The sequence below is a fragment of the Peribacillus butanolivorans genome, from assembly GCF_001273755.1.
GTDB classification, from domain to species: Bacteria; Bacillota; Bacilli; order Bacillales; family DSM-1321; genus Peribacillus; species Peribacillus butanolivorans.
This window is the reverse complement of record NZ_LGYA01000001.1, coordinates 1203557-1222021: the sequence shown is the minus strand read 5'-3', so window position 1 is coordinate 1222021 and position 18465 is coordinate 1203557. Positions and strand designations below refer to the sequence as shown.

Annotated in this window: 18 protein-coding genes; 6 read left to right on the top strand and 12 right to left on the bottom strand. The window is 37.2% G+C overall.

What is annotated here, in order from left to right:
• Nucleotides 1-411: 411 nt before the first annotated feature.
• Nucleotides 412-774: a YugN family protein gene (locus AKG34_RS05810; protein ID WP_053345208.1), complete on the top strand. Its 363-nt coding sequence runs from the start codon at nucleotides 412-414 to the stop codon at nucleotides 772-774.
• A 113-nt stretch (nucleotides 775-887) separates the two neighbouring features.
• Here the strand turns inward: AKG34_RS05810 and AKG34_RS05805 are convergent, their stop codons facing one another.
• The 7 genes from AKG34_RS05805 to cyoE form a co-directional block, all read right to left on the bottom strand.
• The gene (locus tag AKG34_RS05805; RefSeq protein ID WP_053345207.1) at nucleotides 888-1349 is read right to left on the bottom strand and encodes a DUF420 domain-containing protein; all 462 of its coding nucleotides are present in this window, start codon (nucleotides 1347-1349) and stop codon (nucleotides 888-890) included.
• Nucleotides 1350-1600: 251 nt separating this feature from the next.
• Nucleotides 1601-2503 (bottom strand): cytochrome c oxidase assembly factor CtaG, encoded by a 903-nt coding sequence (ctaG, locus tag AKG34_RS05800; protein ID WP_053345206.1) that lies wholly within the window; start codon nucleotides 2501-2503, stop codon nucleotides 1601-1603.
• Between the two features lie 150 nt (nucleotides 2504-2653).
• Nucleotides 2654-2989 (bottom strand): cytochrome c oxidase subunit IVB, encoded by a 336-nt coding sequence (ctaF, locus tag AKG34_RS05795; protein WP_053345205.1) that lies wholly within the window; start codon nucleotides 2987-2989, stop codon nucleotides 2654-2656.
• A 3-nt stretch (nucleotides 2990-2992) separates the two neighbouring features.
• The gene (locus AKG34_RS05790) at nucleotides 2993-3622 is read right to left on the bottom strand and encodes a cytochrome (ubi)quinol oxidase subunit III (protein ID WP_053345204.1); all 630 of its coding nucleotides are present in this window, start codon (nucleotides 3620-3622) and stop codon (nucleotides 2993-2995) included.
• The gene (gene ctaD, locus AKG34_RS05785; protein ID WP_053345203.1) at nucleotides 3622-5493 is read right to left on the bottom strand and encodes a cytochrome c oxidase subunit I; all 1872 of its coding nucleotides are present in this window, start codon (nucleotides 5491-5493) and stop codon (nucleotides 3622-3624) included. Before ctaD ends, AKG34_RS05790 begins: the two co-directional genes overlap by 1 nt.
• 24 nt (nucleotides 5494-5517) lie before the next feature.
• The gene (gene coxB, locus AKG34_RS05780) at nucleotides 5518-6600 is read right to left on the bottom strand and encodes a cytochrome c oxidase subunit II (protein WP_053345202.1); all 1083 of its coding nucleotides are present in this window, start codon (nucleotides 6598-6600) and stop codon (nucleotides 5518-5520) included.
• Between the two features lie 268 nt (nucleotides 6601-6868).
• On the bottom strand, nucleotides 6869-7807 hold the full coding sequence (cyoE, locus tag AKG34_RS05775; RefSeq protein WP_053345201.1) for a heme o synthase: 939 nt from the start codon (nucleotides 7805-7807) through the stop codon (nucleotides 6869-6871).
• Nucleotides 7808-8428: 621 nt separating this feature from the next.
• Here cyoE and AKG34_RS05770 point away from each other — a divergent pair.
• Complete coding sequence (locus AKG34_RS05770; RefSeq protein ID WP_053345200.1) at nucleotides 8429-9415, top strand: COX15/CtaA family protein; 987 nt, start codon at nucleotides 8429-8431, stop codon at nucleotides 9413-9415.
• Between the two features lie 181 nt (nucleotides 9416-9596).
• Here the strand turns inward: AKG34_RS05770 and pyc are convergent, their stop codons facing one another.
• Nucleotides 9597-13034: a pyruvate carboxylase gene (gene pyc, locus AKG34_RS05765; protein ID WP_053345199.1), complete on the bottom strand. Its 3438-nt coding sequence runs from the start codon at nucleotides 13032-13034 to the stop codon at nucleotides 9597-9599.
• 703 nt (nucleotides 13035-13737) lie between these two features.
• The gene (locus tag AKG34_RS05760) at nucleotides 13738-14019 is read right to left on the bottom strand and encodes an Fpa/YlaN family protein (protein WP_053345198.1); all 282 of its coding nucleotides are present in this window, start codon (nucleotides 14017-14019) and stop codon (nucleotides 13738-13740) included.
• Between the two features lie 247 nt (nucleotides 14020-14266).
• Between AKG34_RS05760 and AKG34_RS05755 the strand changes: the two genes are divergently transcribed.
• Entirely contained in the window at nucleotides 14267-14770 is a 504-nt protein-coding gene (locus AKG34_RS05755; protein WP_083450685.1) for a hypothetical protein, read from the top strand.
• A 75-nt stretch (nucleotides 14771-14845) separates the two neighbouring features.
• Here AKG34_RS05755 and AKG34_RS05750 read toward each other — a convergent pair whose 3' ends face one another.
• Nucleotides 14846-16177, bottom strand: coding sequence for a PhoH family protein (locus AKG34_RS05750; protein ID WP_053345196.1), 1332 nt, complete (start codon nucleotides 16175-16177; stop codon nucleotides 14846-14848).
• Between the two features lie 267 nt (nucleotides 16178-16444).
• Here AKG34_RS05750 and AKG34_RS05745 point away from each other — a divergent pair, with 267 nt between their 5' ends.
• The 3 genes from AKG34_RS05745 (at nucleotide 16445) to AKG34_RS05740 (ending at nucleotide 17822) form a co-directional block, all read left to right on the top strand.
• Nucleotides 16445-17044 (top strand): YhcN/YlaJ family sporulation lipoprotein, encoded by a 600-nt coding sequence (locus tag AKG34_RS05745; protein ID WP_053345195.1) that lies wholly within the window; start codon nucleotides 16445-16447, stop codon nucleotides 17042-17044.
• 162 nt (nucleotides 17045-17206) lie between these two features.
• Nucleotides 17207-17407 (top strand): YlaI family protein, encoded by a 201-nt coding sequence (locus tag AKG34_RS26580; protein ID WP_072272690.1) that lies wholly within the window; start codon nucleotides 17207-17209, stop codon nucleotides 17405-17407.
• Nucleotides 17397-17822, top strand: a complete 426-nt coding sequence (locus AKG34_RS05740; RefSeq protein ID WP_083450684.1) for a hypothetical protein — start codon at nucleotides 17397-17399, stop codon at nucleotides 17820-17822. The genes AKG34_RS26580 and AKG34_RS05740 overlap by 11 nt, the downstream gene beginning before the upstream one ends.
• A 37-nt stretch (nucleotides 17823-17859) precedes the next feature.
• On the opposite strand, the gene AKG34_RS05735 is transcribed toward AKG34_RS05740, so the two are convergent.
• Together AKG34_RS05735 and AKG34_RS05730 are read right to left on the bottom strand one after the other, a co-directional pair.
• The gene (locus AKG34_RS05735; protein WP_053348008.1) at nucleotides 17860-18144 is read right to left on the bottom strand and encodes a hypothetical protein; all 285 of its coding nucleotides are present in this window, start codon (nucleotides 18142-18144) and stop codon (nucleotides 17860-17862) included.
• 4 nt (nucleotides 18145-18148) lie between these two features.
• The gene (locus AKG34_RS05730; RefSeq protein ID WP_053345193.1) at nucleotides 18149-18457 is read right to left on the bottom strand and encodes a YlaH-like family protein; all 309 of its coding nucleotides are present in this window, start codon (nucleotides 18455-18457) and stop codon (nucleotides 18149-18151) included.
• Between the last annotated feature and the right edge of the window lie 8 nt (nucleotides 18458-18465).

The window sequence follows — 18465 nt, the reverse complement described above, 5'->3', positions numbered from 1 at the left end:
ACCTTCATCTTCACCGCCGATATTAAGATAAATACCGATTACAAAAAAGATAATAATTAATACCGTTACCTTACCTAACCCGCGCAGAGGAACACTCCCTCTCTCTATCTAATTTATGTATACAATGCTCACATCTTTCTTTTCTGATTATATCATTGTTCAATCATAATTTTCTAATTTACAATGGAATGCCACTTCATTTAATTTATTATTAAAAAGTGTAACTTTTGTGAATGATGAAAATACCATGTTTGAGTTCATTGCAACTTCCACCATTTCGTACTATTATAAAATATAGGATAAAATGGTATATTATAAACATACTGGAGAATTATTTAAATATTTTATGTACATAACATTTTCCTGGTATGTCATTTTAATTCTCAAATGTAAACATAGGAGGTACTACTCGTGAAATTTGAAAGCTTTGGAATCGAGAACATCACAGCCGACTTAAACCGACTAGATGACCTAATGCCGCAATATGGTTTAATACGTGCAGAACAATGGGATTACGAAAGAGTTAGTTACGATCGTAAATTTGAAATAAAAGAAGGCACGTTCTATCTGCGAATACTTGGCTTTGCTACAGAAGGCGATGTAGGCGCTCACAGAGCCGTCATCAAACTAATGGTTCCTCTATTAGGAAAACACTATTATCCACACGGCGTTGAATACGGCGAAGGAGAGGACTTCCCTGCTTCATTAGTGAAGCAAAGTGAAAAAATCCTGGCTCAGATCAAAGAAGAACTCACACAATTTAATGGCCTGTAAATGCCTTTAGCAAAAAATACAGTGAAAAAAGAGGGTGTCTATAGATGCTCTCTCTTTTTTAAATACCTATAACAAAAGCCTGATGCTTTTTTGCACCAGGCTTTTTCTTTGTTTTAAAACCCTAGAATTGCCTTTATTAAAGATGTTGTTTCTCCACCGTGATAAATGACATAAAGCAGAATATAAACGGCTACTCCAGTGATTCCAGTGAAAAACCAAATAATACTTGTCGTAGGCCCAATTTTTTTATGGATGGCAAAATTGCCTTTAAACCCAGTGGTAAGCATAATAATTCCAAGAACAGCTCCTGTCGTAGCAAGCGTTATATGGAAAATCAAAAAAATCGTATAGTAAATTTTAATGTCATCAGGTCCACCAAATGACGTACTACCAATAAAGACTGTTCGTGAAAGGTAGATAGTGAAAAAGATTACCGCAAAAACCGCAGCTACCATCATTGTCTTCTTATGGGTCTCGATTTTGCGCTGTTTAATTTGATACCAGCCTATTGCAACAGTGATGGCACTTAATACAATGAAAGCTGTACTTATCGTTGGAAGGATTGGTAAAGACATAAGAATTGTAGTCCTCTCTATATTTATTAATCAACTACCATTTTATAAGAGGTAATCATAAAATACAATAAAATCAAAGATTATTAACAGAATGCTCACTTTTATAGAAAAGCTAAGACTAATCACTAGCTTTTACGATTTTAAAAAAAGGTGGCCACTTTTCCCTATTAAAGTCTTCGTTAGGCATTACCGTAATGGCGATAACATCATAAAAAACTTGTCCGTTACTAGACAAGTCCTTTATGATACGACTATTCTACAGTCTGAAATTCTGAAGGAATCGGATCGATCCCATTTTGCTCTCCATTTTCCTTTTTGAACCATGCAAAGAAAATGACTCCTAAAACATATCCTAAAACGATTTCTTGAATAACCTTCATAAGTACCCCGCCAAGCTGCTGGTCTTCAAGCAACGGCAGCCCATTAAACATTTCTGGACCACTGAGTGATAAATTGGACAATGCTGAAGCAGGCACGCAAAGCTCCATCGCACTGGCCCATGATTCAGCATTCGTAAACGTATCATACATCGGATAATCAGCAAAAATGATTAATGCACAAGCTGGTGTCATTAAAATACCACTGCCAAAAATATAAGCTACTTTTTTAACACCTGATAGACTTTCTTGTTCTGGAAGTTGATTAACAAGAGGAAACCACATCAGAACTGCTGTCGTAAATAAGATCGCCGTGTAGCCAGCATGAAACCACATCCCCGTTTTAATAAAGTCAAAAACTAACGGGATATGGTACAACGAGAAAAGGACATTAAATAGTAAAAGAGCCACGAGGGGTTTCGTGAAATACTGAAATAACGGTTTCACTCCCCTTGAACCTATGAAAGATCTCCAGAACCAGTCTGGTATCGCAATGATAAATAATGGCGGAATCACCAAGTAAAGCAGAGCCATTTGAAACATATGGGCACTGAACATGATATGACTCAATAAATCCAGCGGGGAACCCTTTACCATATAAAGAAGGAACATTGCTATTAAGAAATAAGTTACCTGCTTTACGGAAAGCGATGAACCACCCGGAAACTTCCCTCTGTATTTTGTCACCAACCAAAAATATCCAACCGTTATAAGTACGAGGGCGGCAAAATAGTATGGACTCCACAAAGCACGAAAGCCGAAAATATCAATAGACAAAAAATCACCTCGTCATAAACTTTTTCTTACTTCCATTATACCTAAAATAAAACTTAGTAACAAATATAGATAAACTTGGATTATTTTCCTAACAAATGAACAAGACATAAGAAAACCGGCTATTAATCAATAGCCGATTTTCTTTATGGTTTATAACCAAACAATCGTTGTGAAAACAAGAACAGTTATTAAGCCGACTGCAAGTCCAGAGAATAAAAACAATGCAATAGTACCATGCCCTTTGTGCTTCATATGCATAAAATAATACAATTGGAAAACCACTTGTACGGCTGCCAGTAGCAAAATGACTGGTTTAATGAACCAATGTGAAAATCCTTCAATTCCTACTGCAGCAAAAGCAATTAATGTAAAGAAAATCATAAGTGTAAATGATATCACTTGATGTTTCATCTCTTCAGCATTTTTCTTACGGCGATATTTTAAATCGACATTCGGGTTCGCTGAATTTGATTGTTCATTCGCCATCAGTTATCCCACCATTCCCATTAAGTATACGACTGTAAAGATAAACACCCAGACTACGTCAATGAAATGCCAATATAGACTCGCAACATAAAATTTAGGCGCATTATATAAATTCAAGCCCCTTCTTGCATTACGAACCATCAGCGAAATGATCCACATCAAACCGAAAGCAACGTGTCCTCCGTGAAAGCCGACTAACGTATAGAAAGCGGAGCCGAACGCACTACTCGTAAAAGTATGATGATATTCATGAACATAGTGATTAAATTCATAAATCTCAAGACCTAGGAAAGCAAAACCAAGTGCAACCGTAATCACAAGCCAAGCCTGCATTTGTTTAAAGTGATTATTTTTCATATGATACATTGCATACACACTAGTTAATGAACTAGTCAATAACAGCATAGTCGCAACAAAAGTAAGTGGTAATTCGAATAAATCTTTTGCTAGGGCTGCATCACCATTTGGAACTTTATCCTTTAAAGCAAGGTAAGTTGCAAATAGTGAGGCGAATAATACCGTCTCTCCACCAAGAAACAACCAGAATCCCAAATACTTATTTTTACCTTCTAAAGTCGCTTTCTCGGGAGAAGCAGGCCAAGTAGCATCCGTGAATCTTTCATCTGATTGCATTATGCCTTACCTCCCTTATCTTTATCGTCCATAAGGTCTTCTTTATGAATATGGTATCCATGATCGTCTTTAACGGAACGAATTAACATTGAACCAAATGTAATCAAAAGTCCAACAATGATTATAGGTAGGGTCCATGTCTTATCATCCATATTATATAAAGCACCGAATGCGGCTACAAATAAACCGAAAGCAATCGTTAGAGGAAGAATAGATGAATTTGGCATATGGATATCCCCAAGTGGTTCTGCAGGAGTCATTTCCGTTTTCCCTTCCATTTTTTCAACCCAGTAAGGATCTAAACCACGCACAAGCGGAAGTTGTTTGAAATTATAAAATGGCGGTGGTGATGGAATTGCCCATTCAAGCGTACGACCATCTCCCCATGGATCATTGCCTACTTTTTCATTTTTCACAGATGTAATGATTATATTGATGACCATTACCAAGACACCAAATGCCATTAAGAAGGCTCCAACGGTACTAATCATATTACCTGTATTGAGACCTTGATTGTCCAAGAATGTAAATACGCGACGAGGCATCCCCATCAGCCCTAAGAAATGTTGAATAAAGAATGTTAGATGGAAACCAATCAAGAACGTCCAAAATGTGATTTGCCCCAATTTTTCATTTAACATAGTTCCAAACATCTTCGGCCAATAGAAATTGATTCCAGCCAATAAACCTAATACAACCCCACCGACAATTACATAGTGGAAATGGGCAACAACGAAATAACTATCATGGTATTGATAATCAGCAGGTGCGGATGCGAGCATGATACCTGTTACGCCACCCATGGTAAATGTAGGAATAAAGGCAACTGCATAAAGCATTGGAACCGTGAACTTGACGCTTCCTCCCCACATCGTAAAAATCCAGTTGAATATCTTAATACCTGTTGGTACAGCGATAGCCATGGTAGCCACCGCAAAGATTGCATTTGCGATAGGACCTAAACCAGTTGTAAACATATGATGGGCCCAAACCATGAAACCTAAGAAACCGATTAAAACGGTAGCAAATACCATCGATGAATAACCAAATAATCTTTTTCGAGAGAATGTCGCAAAAATTTCAGAAAAAATACCAAACGCCGGAAGAATCAGAATATATACTTCTGGGTGACCGAATATCCAGAATAAATGCTCCCAAATAATCGTATTACCTCCAGCTGCTACATCAAAGAAATTCGAGCCAAACATCCGGTCAAACATCATTAACACTAATCCTACAGTAAGTGGAGGAAAAGCAAATAATATTAATGCAGAAACAACAAACGTTGACCATGTAAACAGCGGCATACGCATGTAGGTCATACCAGGCGTACGCATATTTATAATGGTTACAAGGAAGTTGATCCCTGCAATTAATGTTCCCAGTCCGGATATCTGTAATCCTAGGACGTAAAAATCAATACCATGGCCTTCAGAGTGCAAAGAAAGTGATGCATACGATGTCCAGCCCGCATCAGGTGCCCCTCCTAGAAACCATGAAAGATTTAAGAATATACCTCCAAAGAAAAATAACCAAAAACCTAATGAGTTTAAAAATGGGAACGCAACATCACGAGCCCCTATTTGTAATGGCACAACTGCATTCATTACAGCGAATACTAATGGCATGGCTGCCAGGAAAATCATCGTCGTGCCGTGCATGGTCAAAATTTCATTATAAAATCCGGCACTTACAAAGTCATTATTTGGGATTGCAAGCTGGATACGAATAAACATCGCTTCCAAACCGCCGATCACAAAGAACAATCCGCCAGAAATAAGATATAAGATGGCGATTTTCTTATGGTCTACCGTTGTCAGATAATCCCAAATCGTAGCGCCAAATCCTTTTTTATTAGCGTACGTACTCACGATTTAACCTCCTTAATCAATGTTCTATTTTCCTTCCACCTTCAGCTGTAAAAGATAAGCTGCAAGTGCATTAATTTGTGAATCTGAAAGTTCACCGTAAGTACCGGTCATCGTGTTACCCGGTTTATACTTCTCAGGATCCTTGATCCAATTTTTCACATTTTGTTCAGTATGATCCAAAACTCCAGCTACTTTCTCACGTTCACCAAATGTAGCCAGATTCGGAGCTTGACGGGCAGCCTCAGGTCTACTGTCATTAGGCGTAACCGCATGACAACCGATACAGCTTTGATTAAAGACGTCTTCACCCTGTTTTGCTAAATCACCAGTAACAGTGGGTTCTTTTGCAGACTTCATATCTTTAGTCCATGCTTCAAAGTCGGATTTAGATTTTGTTACCACCTTAAAATCCATCAAAGCATGGGAAGGTCCGCAAAGCTCAGCACATTTCCCGTAAAATAAATTGTTCGAATCTTCTGCCTTTTTACTATCGAATTCTAAGAAAAACTGATTAACTCCATCTGTATTTGTATCCATCTTTCCTCCGGCAGCCGGTACCCAGAATGAATGCTTAACATCTGAAGCAGTTAAATTGAAATATACCTTTTGGTCAGTTGGTACGACCAAATCCTGACTTGTAACAACACCAAGGTCTGGATATTCAAACTCCCACCAATAAAGGTTCGCTCTAACATTTACTACAAGTGCGTCCTTCGTCTTTCCATCCTTATCTTTCTTATCCATTGCTTTTGTGTCAGCTAAGTCAAAAGTTGTGACGACAGTTGGAACAGCCAGAACAATTAAAAGAAGGATAGGAATAACAGTCCAGATAATTTCAAGTTTATGACTTCCTTCAATTTGTTTTGGTATTGTTTCGTCGCCTTCCTTTCGGCGGAAGCGTAGTAACACTACAACGAACAAAATAACCACAACAATAATAACCAGTACCATGATTAACGTACTCAATATCAGTAAATCATACTGAGATTGCGCAACATTGCCAGCTGGCTTCAGCGCGGATAGGAATGGTTCGCCGCAGCCCGAAAGGACAAGTCCTACAATACCCAGCAAAGCAATTAGGCGCCATTTGTGCAGCCTTTTTTTCATAGCTTCAGAAACCCCTCTTTCGTCAAAATTTTCTCACAAAAATAAAAATGGGCGCAATTGCGAATATTCTCTCTATGTCAATTTCTAAAAAAAAGAAAGAATCCCTAATCTAAGGAATTATTAAAATAGCACATGTAACCGCTCTTATGAAGTACTCTCTTGATGCGTTCTCATTTTATATGTATGGTTAGCGGTTAGTGGACAATTATTGATAAGTAAGCTGCAGCCTGTCAAAGAACAGGCTGCAATATACATTATTTAACTAATACTAAATGAGTGTGACAATAACCATCGCTACAAATAAAATGGTCATATAGTTTAAAGAATATACAAACATGGATGTTGCCCATTTAACATCATCTTTCTTTCTATACCCTTTTATTCCCAAAATAAGCCAACCTGTGCTCAATAAAGCAGCCAGAACAACTAACGGAGTACCTAAAGGTGTTAAAAAGAAAGGAATAAACATTAATGCAATAATCCATAACATAATCGATTTTTTTGCGGCCTTGAACCCTTTCACAACTGGAAGCATTGGTACTCCCGCTGCACGGTATTCTTCAACACGTCTCATTGCAAGTGCATAAAAATGAGGAGGCTGCCACAAAAACATAATAGCGAACAAAACCCACGCCATAGTATCAAGACCAGGATCAACGGCAGCCCAGCCAATAAGTGGAGGAACAGCACCGGAAATGCTGCCTATAATTGTATTTGAGACAAATCTCCGCTTAAAAACCATAGTATATAAGACAACATAGGCAAATACGCCAAATGCACCGATTATGGCAGTTGTCATATTAGTCAAAGCGAGTAAAATTAGTCCAGCAGCAATCAAGCCAAAGCTTAACACCAATACCTTTGAAGGCTGTACTTTCCCAGTTACTGTTGGCCGATTTTTCGTTCTTTCCATTAAATGATCGATATCACGATCATAGTAATTATTAAAACTGCAAGATCCAGCCATAATGAGCGCCGAGCCTGCAAGCGTATAAAACACTACATCAAGATTACTTAAGAAGCTAAGCCCTGAAAAATGAAGGGCTAACCATACGCCGGTAAAAGCTGTAATTATATTTGAATTGACAATCCCCACTTTAATAAGTGAGAGAAAATCCTTCCAAACTGTTGTTTCCGGTATATCCGATTGAAGGGCGGCTTTACTGTCCTTCATGACAGCTTCTGACATACCCCTTGTTTCTGACATTTGTTTTCCTCCTTTAAATCATTCACCAAAGACGCAAATGTAAAAAAAGTTACTTACGATACTATAGAACATTATTTCATACTTTTCGATATTTGTAACCAAGGAAGCGTAAACAAAAAGTAAACTATTTACCAATGACCGTTGTCAATGGAATCCTTTGAGAGCTTTTATTCTTTATATCATGCTTAATAACAGTAAAATTTAGTAAAATCATTTCTTCAATATATTAAAACACATTTTTGGAAGCTTTTGTGAAATTTTTTCGGATAATTTTTGACCAATTTGTGTCGCATGAATTTTACTGTGTTTGCTGGTGTTTCATGTCTTTTATTAATAACATACAAAGTCAGTTATTATCATCATCCCCTAGGCTATATCTCTATTTTGCTCCTACTTAAAGATTTACACTCCCTTTATTTCTATCAAAGTCTCTTGTAACTTTCAACTATTTCAGGCGTTTTATTTAATAGGTATAATTTTAACTGAACTTGTAAAATCATTCTATTTTGTGTAATATCAAGAAAGTTCGACAAATATTTATGTAATATCTTATGCTATTATTAAATTATGAAATTTATGGAACTAACTAATTTGGCTCCAGAGAAAAAGGTGGGACTTCTAGTGAAATCGTCTCTTAAATGGTTTGCTGTTTTAACTACGATTGTAATGCTTTTCATCTTACTTGGTGGAGCTTTAGTCACTAAGACGGATTCAGGCATGGGATGTGGCAGGTCCTGGCCACTGTGTAATGGTCAATTGATCCCTGACAAAATTACGCTTGAATTAGTTATTGAGCTTTCCCATCGACTTGTTTCAGGTGCTGGAGGATTCATGGTTTTAATTTTATCTTATATGTCTTGGAGAAAAATAGGGCATATACGTGAAGCACGCTTTTTATCTGTTATTTCTTTTAGTTTTCTAGTTCTTCAAGGGCTTATTGGAGCAGCAGCGGTTCTTTGGTCACAATCTGATTTCGTTCTGGCTCTCCATTTTGGTATATCACTAATTTCCTTTGCTTCTGTCTTTTTATTAACACTTTTGATTTTTGAAGTCGACAAGAAGTTCGAAGCTGAAAAACTTATAGTTGATAAGCGAATGAGCTTTCATATTATTGGTATACTAATTTTCACCCTAATAGTCGTATATACGGGTGCACTTGTGAGACATACAGAATCTAGTTTAATCTGTAAGGATTGGCCTTTATGTGTAAATGACAACCTTGCACTCCCTTCCAACCTTTATGAATGGATTCAGATGGGTCACAGATCCATTGCTGGGGCATTATTCATTTGGGTATCTTACGTGGCGTTTATTGCACATAAATATTACAAACATCAAAAAGTAATATATGGCGGTTGGATTTCTGCATTCATTCTCGTTTTTTTACAAGTTACCGCTGGAGCCTTTATTATTTTTTCCAGACAGAATTTATATATTGCATTGGCACATGCCTTATTCATAGCTTGCTTTTTTGGCGTAATGAGCTATTTAATGCTGCTGACTTCTAGAAGCAAAAAAAATGCATTAGCCATTAAAAGAGGCAGTGCAACACATACCGTCAACGGACAGGATGAACAAGAAATAACACCAACCATACCCGCTCGCTAATGTCTGATTGTTCAATTAATAGATTCAAAAAAAGCCATCATTTCTCAGAATGATGGCTTTTTTGTATAAGAAAGACAAATTCGATGTAACCAACTTAGCCCAAAGGAGGGCATACAGCAGCTTGAAATCTCAAGGGTACTAATATGCCCAACCTCGATAACTATGTCCTTATTCAGTGGTATTACTTAGTTATTTCAATCAATAAATCACCAGTACTAATCGCTTCACCATCTTTAACATAGATGTCTTTAATAGTCCCAGAGAATGGCGCCTGCACGGTTGTTTCCATTTTCATAGCTTCCGTAATTATTAGGTGATCACCCTGCTTAACTTGATCCCCTTTTTCGACGACAACACGAATGACCGTACCAGGCATTGTTGCACCAATATGCTCTTTATTTTTTAAATCCGCTTGCAATTTAGCTACTACGGACGATTTAATGTTTTCATCCTTAATGATTACTTCACGTGATTGACCATTCAATTCAAAATACACAACACGTGTTCCATCAGCCAATGGTTGACCGATTGATACTAATTTAACGATAAGCGTTTTACCCTTTTCGATTTCAACTTCGATTTCTTCCCCTAATCTCAAGCCATATAAGAAAGTGGCCGTATCAAGGTTTGAAACATCGCCGAACAATTCAATAGTTTTATTGTAATCCAAGAATACTTTTGGATATAGGGCATATGCAAGTACATCAAAATCTGTGACTGCACGTCCCAGTTCCTTGAATAATTCTTCTTTTAAAGCACCAAAATCTACGTCTTCCAACAATTCACCCGGTCTTACAGTAATAGGTTTTTTGCCTTTCAAGATAACTTCCTGAAGCTCTTTTGGGAATCCCCCAACCGGTTGTCCCAAATAGCCTTCGAATAACTCTATTACGGAATCAGGGAAATCAATGGTTTGGCCTTTTGTAAGGACATCTTCTTCAGATAGGTTATTTTGCACCATAAATAAGGCCATGTCTCCTACAACTTTAGAAGAAGGCGTTACTTTAACAATATCTCCGAATATTGCATTAACGCGCTGATACATTTCTTTGACTTCATGCCAGCGTTCTCCTAGCCCTACCGCTTTAGCCTGCTGCTGCAAATTACTGTATTGACCTCCAGGCATTTCATGTTTGTATACTTCAGTATGAGGTGCATTCATACCACTTTCAAAGTCATGATAAAATTTTCTGACTTCTCCCCAGTATTCGCCTAACCGCTCTAGTGAATCAACTTCCAATTTAGGCTGTCTGCTTGAGCCTTCTAATGCATAATGAAGCGTTTGTACACTTGGTTGTGAAGTCAATCCTGCTAGAGATCCAATCGCCGTATCAACAATATCCACGCCAGCTTCAATCGCTTTTGAATACATGTAAATTCCATTTCCACTCGTATCATGAGAATGCAGATGGATTGGAAGGGAAGTTGCTTCTTTCAATTCTGATACCAGACGGTAAGCGGCCTCCGGTTTAAGAAGTCCTGCCATATCCTTGATAGCTAAAATATGAGCACCGGCATGTTCCAACTCCATCGCCATATTTTTATAGTACTCGATATTATATTTGCTACGTGACGGATCATTTAAATCCCCAGTATAACAAATGGCCGCTTCCGCAATTTTACCCGATTGACGGACTGCATCTATCGCCACTTCCATACCTTTTACCCAGTTTAAACTGTCGAAGATCCGGAAAACATCAATTCCTGCATCCGCTGATTTCTCAACGAATTCGCGAATGACATTGTCAGGGTAATTTTTATAACCCACTGCATTTGAAGCCCTTAATAGCATTTGTAAAAGCACATTCGGTGCTTTTTTTCTAAAGCTTAATAGACGGTCCCATGGATCTTCTTTCAAGAACCGATAAGCTACATCGAAAGTTGCCCCGCCCCACATTTCCATAGAAAACAAATTAGGAAGAAGTTTCGCCGTAGGCTCAGCGATATCAAGAATATCTTTCGACCTAATTCTCGTTGCCAATAAAGATTGATGTGCATCACGGAAAGTCGTATCAGTAATCAATACCTCTTTCTGATCTTTAATCCAATTAACAAGCCCCTCTGCACCTTGTTGTTCCAGAATATTCTTCGTACCCGAAATAAGCGGCAGTCCGGCAACATTTGGAATTGGCGCTAAATCGAAGACAGGTTTTTTCTTTTTTTCCACTCCCGGGAATCCATTTACCGTGACATTACCGATATATGAAAGCATTTTTGTTCCACGGTCTTTTCTGACTGGGAAGGTAAATAGTTCCGGTGTTGAATCAATAAAGGAAGTATCGTATTCACCACTAATGAAATTCTCATGTTTTACAACATTTTCAAGGAATGGAATATTCGTTTTAATTCCACGAATCCTGAATTCCTTAAGGTTACGAACCATTTTTGATGCAGCCTGTTCAAATGAAAGCGCATGTGTCGAAAGTTTAACGAGAAGTGAATCATAATATGGTGTGATAACAGCCCCTTGGAACCCATTACCAGCGTCCAAACGAACACCAAAACCTCCACCAGAACGATACACCATCATTTTTCCAGTATCCGGCATAAAATTATTCAATGGATCCTCAGTTGTTACCCGTGACTGTATTGCAAAACCATGTGTTTTAATACCAGCTTGTTCAGGAATCCCAATCTTTTTGCCATGAAGTTCATGTCCTTCAGCAATCATGATTTGTGATTGAACAATATCGATACCTGTAATCATTTCAGTAATGGTATGCTCAACCTGTACCCTTGGATTGACTTCAATAAAGTAAAATTCATCATTTGCAACAAGGAATTCGACAGTACCCGCGTTGACATAGTCAATATTTTTTGACAATTTGACTGCTGCCTCACAAATTCTTTCACGTAAGTCCTCAGAAAGCGAAACAGAAGGTGCCACTTCAACAACTTTTTGATGACGTCTCTGAACAGAACAGTCACGTTCGTATAAATGCACGATATTCCCGTGAGTATCAGCCAAAATTTGAACTTCAATATGTTTTGGATTTTGAATAAATCTCTCTACATAGACTTCATCATTCCCAAAGGCTGCTTTGGCTTCAGATTTTGCGCGATCATAAGCCTCTTCAACATCTTCAACTTTCTCAACGATTCGCATTCCGCGCCCGCCGCCGCCTAGAGACGCTTTTATAATAATTGGAAAACCGAATTGTTCACCAAATTCTTTAACTTCTACCACACTTGTTACAGGACCTTCGCTACCCGGGATGACCGGAATATCAGCTAGTTCTGCTTGTGTTCTTGCTTTTACTTTGTCACCAAACATATCTAGGTGTCTTGATTCTGGTCCGATAAAGATAATGCCTTCTTCTTCACAACGTTTAGCAAAATCAATGTTTTCTGAAAGGAAACCATAACCAGGATGAATCGCATCGACTCCGCTCATCTTAGCAATTGCAATAATACCTTCAATGTCCAGGTATGCATCAATCGGCTTTTTGCCTTCCCCAACTAGGTATGCTTCATCCGCCTTATATCGATGGTAAGATCCATAATCTTCTTTTGAATAGATTGCAACTGTACTAATATCTAATTCCGTACACGCCCGAAAAATCCGAATCGCTATTTCTCCACGATTTGCCGCAAGTACTTTTTCTATACGTTTCACCATTGCTACCACCCTAATCAATATGTATTTTTATTGAATATATAGAAAAAAAGCGTGATAAACTTCACAACTTTTTATTCACACGTTTATTTCTCCAACAAAGGAGACAGTCCTATTAAAATCGTTGTTCCTCAACATAATTATATTTCGATATATTTTTCAGTTATGCATTTATACGTTTCTGAAAAATAAATACACAAAAATAGAAACTTTGCCAATTAGTTAAAATACATTGAAATTATTATAATATACTATCAATTTGTTAACTTTGTATTTTTTCAACAATTAATATAACCATAATACTAAAATAAACTGAATACAATAAAAAAATAAAAAATTATGTATATTCGTATAAAAGCACAGGGATTTTCCGTCTTTTGACCCCTCAATATCTATAGTTCTAGAACTAAAGATTCAATACCTGATTGAAGATCATCTGACAATCTGCACAAGTTTACTCCATTTTTCTATTTATGAAAAAAGAGTTCATCAACTAAAATGCGAATTCGAATATGTGGAGATAGATTTTCCCGAAATTTTTTCTATTAACATTCCATACCCAATAAAAAAAGCTCATTTTGAGCTTCAATCGCACTAATTAGTATAACACTATTTAGTTATAGTATAACACTATTACCTAGTATTGTATATAAATAAAAAACTCAAACAATCATCGAGATTTGTTTGAGTTAGTATGTTTTGTATATTATTTTTTTAATGATGCTTCATGCAAAACTGACAATTGCTTTTCAAGAGTTTCCAAAAGGGACTTGCCCTCTGTATCCTCTACTAAGCCTAAACGTACGGCGAAATCAATTTCTCGTGATAGACCGAACATTTGTGTATCAAGTACCTCTTCGTATAAAGGACATTGAGGCATAGTGAGATTCTCCATTTGAACTTTTATCAGTTTTAGAATCTTGTCAGCATCTGCTTTTAATAAAGCATAAGCTTTTTCTCGATGATTGACAAGCATATCAGATGCCATGTTAAATCCCCCCGCTCAGAGCGATTATATCTTAACTTATCTTATCATTAAATTCTACCTTTTGTTGTATGAAAAAGCAAGGACATTGACAAACAAATTGAATAATCCAAACACTGAAATAACACAATCAGCCTCTATACTCATAAACCCGGCAGTAGATATAATCGCCATCCTAGAGAATGTGACATTTCTTATATAATTGATTATACTTATATAAGAATGTGAGCAACAGAAAGGAATGAGATATTTGGAACCCATCGTGTTTATTAATGGAAAAGTGAAATATCCAATTACTCTAGATCCTGGAGTGTGGATTTTTGATGACCGTAAAATTGAAATCGATACATACTTCAATGCTGAGAGAGTTCAAGTCAATGAATTAGAAGAGTATACAATTGCAGCGTCCAAGCATTGGCAAAAGGAAATTCAAGAGGGCGCTACCATGCCTCCTACATTAAAAACGGAACGAAAGTTTGAGAAGCAAAGATTGATGGAGGGAACTTTTGGTATTCCTTTTGAACCTTTTTTGAAAAACGCCGAACCTGAAACGGGTGTAACAGAAGTTATTGTTACAACTGATGAAAAAGAACTTACATTTCCATACGAAGTAGCGCTTGAATTTTTCCTTGGCTTTTCCAAGGATGGAAAGCCAATTAAAGTAACCGAGGGCGGACCTATGGAAATTTATTTTGGAGATGCCTCTAATATCAATAACCCAATTAAGAATGTACGATCTTTCACTGTTAAATAAAAGTACATGTACCATAGTTATAGAAGCCTGAATGCATTATTTAAAACGACAAGGGAAATTTCCCTTGCCGTTTTTTTATAAAAGTGTAGCAGCAAGCTGAGCTAAACCGGATCTTTCTCCTTTTATCAGTTTAACATGGCCAGCTATACGCTCGGTCTTGAATTTTTCTACAACGTAGGTCAAACCATTATTATATTCATCTAAATAAGGATGATCGATTTGCTCCGGATCCCCCATCAAAACAATTTTACTCCGCTCCCCTACTCTTGTTAATATGGTCTTCACCTCATGTTTCGTTAGATTCTGCGCTTCATCTATGATGATGAACTGATCCGGAATACTCCTGCCCCTGATATAGGTTAAAGCTTCTACTTCAATCGAACTCATGCCAGCTAGAATAGCGTCCAATTCCCCTGGTTTTTTCGTATTGAACAAATATTGCAGATTATCAAAAATAGGTTGCATCCAAGGTCTAAGCTTCTCCTCTTTTTCCCCGGGTAAATAACCAATATCTTTACCGACCGGAACAATAGGCCTAGCTACTAGAAGCTTCTTATATTGAGATAAATCTTCTGTTTGCATCAATCCTGTTGCCAATGCCAATAGCGTTTTTCCTGTCCCAGCCTTACCAATAAGCGTCACAAGCTGAATGTCAGAACGAAGTAACAAATCAAGGGCCATCGTCTGTTGAACGTTCCTCGGCTTAATTCCCCAAATATGTTCTCCTTCATACATTAGTTTCTTAACATATCTGCAGTTCTCATCTACAATCCCAATCGCTGAGGCTGAACTTCCCAATGTATCCTTCATCAGCAAGAATTGATTAGGGTAGTATAAATCTTTTGTCAGTTCTTCAAGCTTAAGATGACTTTTTTCATAAAACTTATTCAGATTGTCAATCGACACAAAAACTTCTTTATGCCCTCCATATATATGGTCCATTTCAACAACACGATCATTTAAAAAATCCTCTGCCTCAAGCCCTATCGCATCAGCTTTTACACGCACTAGAGTATCTTTACTGACAAGAATGACCGTCTTCCCATCTTCCTTTGTTTCTTCCTCTAAAGATAAATTTTTTGCAACTGCTAATATTCGATTATCATTTGTTTTCTCCACGAAAATTTCCTGAAGTTTATGAAATGAACGATGATTAAGTTCAATTCTTAAGCTACCTCCATTATGAAGCTGAATGCTTTGATGAAGCTTTCCTTTTTCACGAAAACTATCGATCAATTTTGATACCTGCCTGGCATTTCTTCCAATTTCATCCATATATCTTTTTTTCGAATCCAATTCTTCTAAAACAACTGCTGGAATGACTACTTCATTATCTTCGAATGAGTAAATCGCATACGGATCCTGCAACAGGACATTCGTATCTAAAACATAGATTTTTTTCCCCAATATGACGCCTCCTGCCTGCTCTTTATCGGATATGTCTTACCATTGACTGCACTCAGCAGTTATGTAGCGGACGAGACTGTTGATAAAATATATGTTCCTTTGCATAAAGATAGAAGAACATTTACAGACTATAAAGAAAACTTCCTGCAAAGTGAGCTTTGATCATATGGAACACAGCAGGTTTACTGCAATTTATGCATCAGACTTAGTTGGAGTGGACAGGCTGTAATTAACGGAAAGGTAATTTCCTAAAAGGAGGATGGACATTTGCGGAAACTTATTTTAGCTCTTGCTACTGTTCTGTTAATGACAGGCTGCTCGATGAATAATAATAATGAAGAGTCACAAGATAACACAAAAAGTAATCTAACTAAAGTTAATAATTCGTCTGTTCAGGAAACGGATAGAAAAACTGGTCAGCAAACAGCAAAAAGACTCACTGGTCTGGCTAAATCTATTCCCGAGGTGAACGATGCCACTGCAGTCGTACTTGGCAAATATGCCATAGTCGGAATTGATATTGACCAAGACATTGAACGTTCACAGGTAGGAACGATTAAATACTCGGTTGGTGAAAGCTTAAAACATGATCCAAACGGAGCAAATGCTATCATCGTCGCTGATCCTGATATAAATGAACGAATTAGGGAGGTGGCTAAGGATATTAACAACGGTAAACCTGTAAGAGGAATACTAAATGAACTGGCTGACATCACAAGTCGAGTCATTCCTGAGGTTCCAGGTGATATTTTAACCCCAACACCCACAAAAGTCATTGAAAACGAAAAGGGTAAACTTAATAATAACAAGGAAAGAAAACAGCTTGATGAGGAGCAAAATGATCAATCTAATCACTATAAAGAGTAAATAACCCCAGCCCGAAGAGACCTTCGGGTTTTTGTCTTTTATACAGTCATAACCTTAATAATGATTAGTCACTCACATGTAAGTTTCACTTTATCCTCGTTTTACCATAAAAATATTGGTATACTTAAAAGCATATTGAAATTGAAGTGAGGTTCAAATAATATGAAGGTTAAATGTGTAATATGTGATCAAATTGAATCTATACCAGACGATAGTCCAGAAGCAAAGAAACTTCGTAACCGTCCTATACATACCTATATGTGCAATACATGCAATCAACGCATAGAAGAGCGTACAAACGAACGGATTGCCACCGGGAATTTCCGTCTTTACCGCACTATCAAAAATGAAGATGAATGGTAAAACATTAAAAAAGGTCTGTTTGATTGGCCTGATTAATGGGATCATGCTCGGTTTCTTAATGAAGTGGATGGAAATGTATTCAGGAAAACAAGTGTATCAGCTTTTATTAAATGTAGATTTCCTTCCAGTAATCGGGGCAATCCCCTGGAGTGAGGCAACGTTGTTCCTTTTCCATCTCCTTGTCTCACTTACAATTACTTTTAGTTATGTATATATCCTTCATACTTGGAGCATATTTCGCAAATGGAAAACATACACACTTGCTATTTGCATCATCACTCCTTCGATCCTGCTTTATTTTCCATTATCCTTGCTTTCACAAACGGAAGTTACCCATCCATTCGATCTGGCTGCTTTCTTTTTGTGGTCTCTCTTACATCTTATTTACGCGATATTTCTTCCAAAAGCAATATAAAAAGAACCGTGCGAAATTCGCACGGTTCTTTTTATCATCACTCGATATTTTTATACTTATCTGGTTCTAGTTGTATTTGATCCAACATAATATCAATCAATTCAATAGGAAAACGTTGCTTTTTCATTTCGTCTCCTATTAGAAACTCAACGAAATAAAAAGGTTCTATTTTTGAAACGGAATCAATGATTACTTGATGATCATTTTTCAGCATCTGCATGAAAAACATTTCTGTTTCGCGCGCAGCTGAATCATCAGGTCTTGCATCACAGACAACTCTAATCGTCAACCAATTGTATAAAGCATCTTGTAATGATTTCATCATCTTATGCCTGTTCTTCTTTTCTCGAATTATGAAGACGAATTCTATAAATCCCTAGAACAAGCGATGCGATGACTAATGCTTCCCCCATTGGCAGAAACACTGCAAAGAAAGAAAGAAGGGTACACCCAAGTGCCATTACCGCGTAAATAATCACATTTTTTAGCAAAGGTAACTTTTTGGCAAAACCTAGCTGATAGACAAGGATGCATAATCCAAAAATCGTTAAATATAAATACCACATTCCTGCTTCAGGATTTTCATCCACTCTGTACAAAGCTGCAAAAAATGATAATCGCTCTTGGATATCCAATCTTTTCT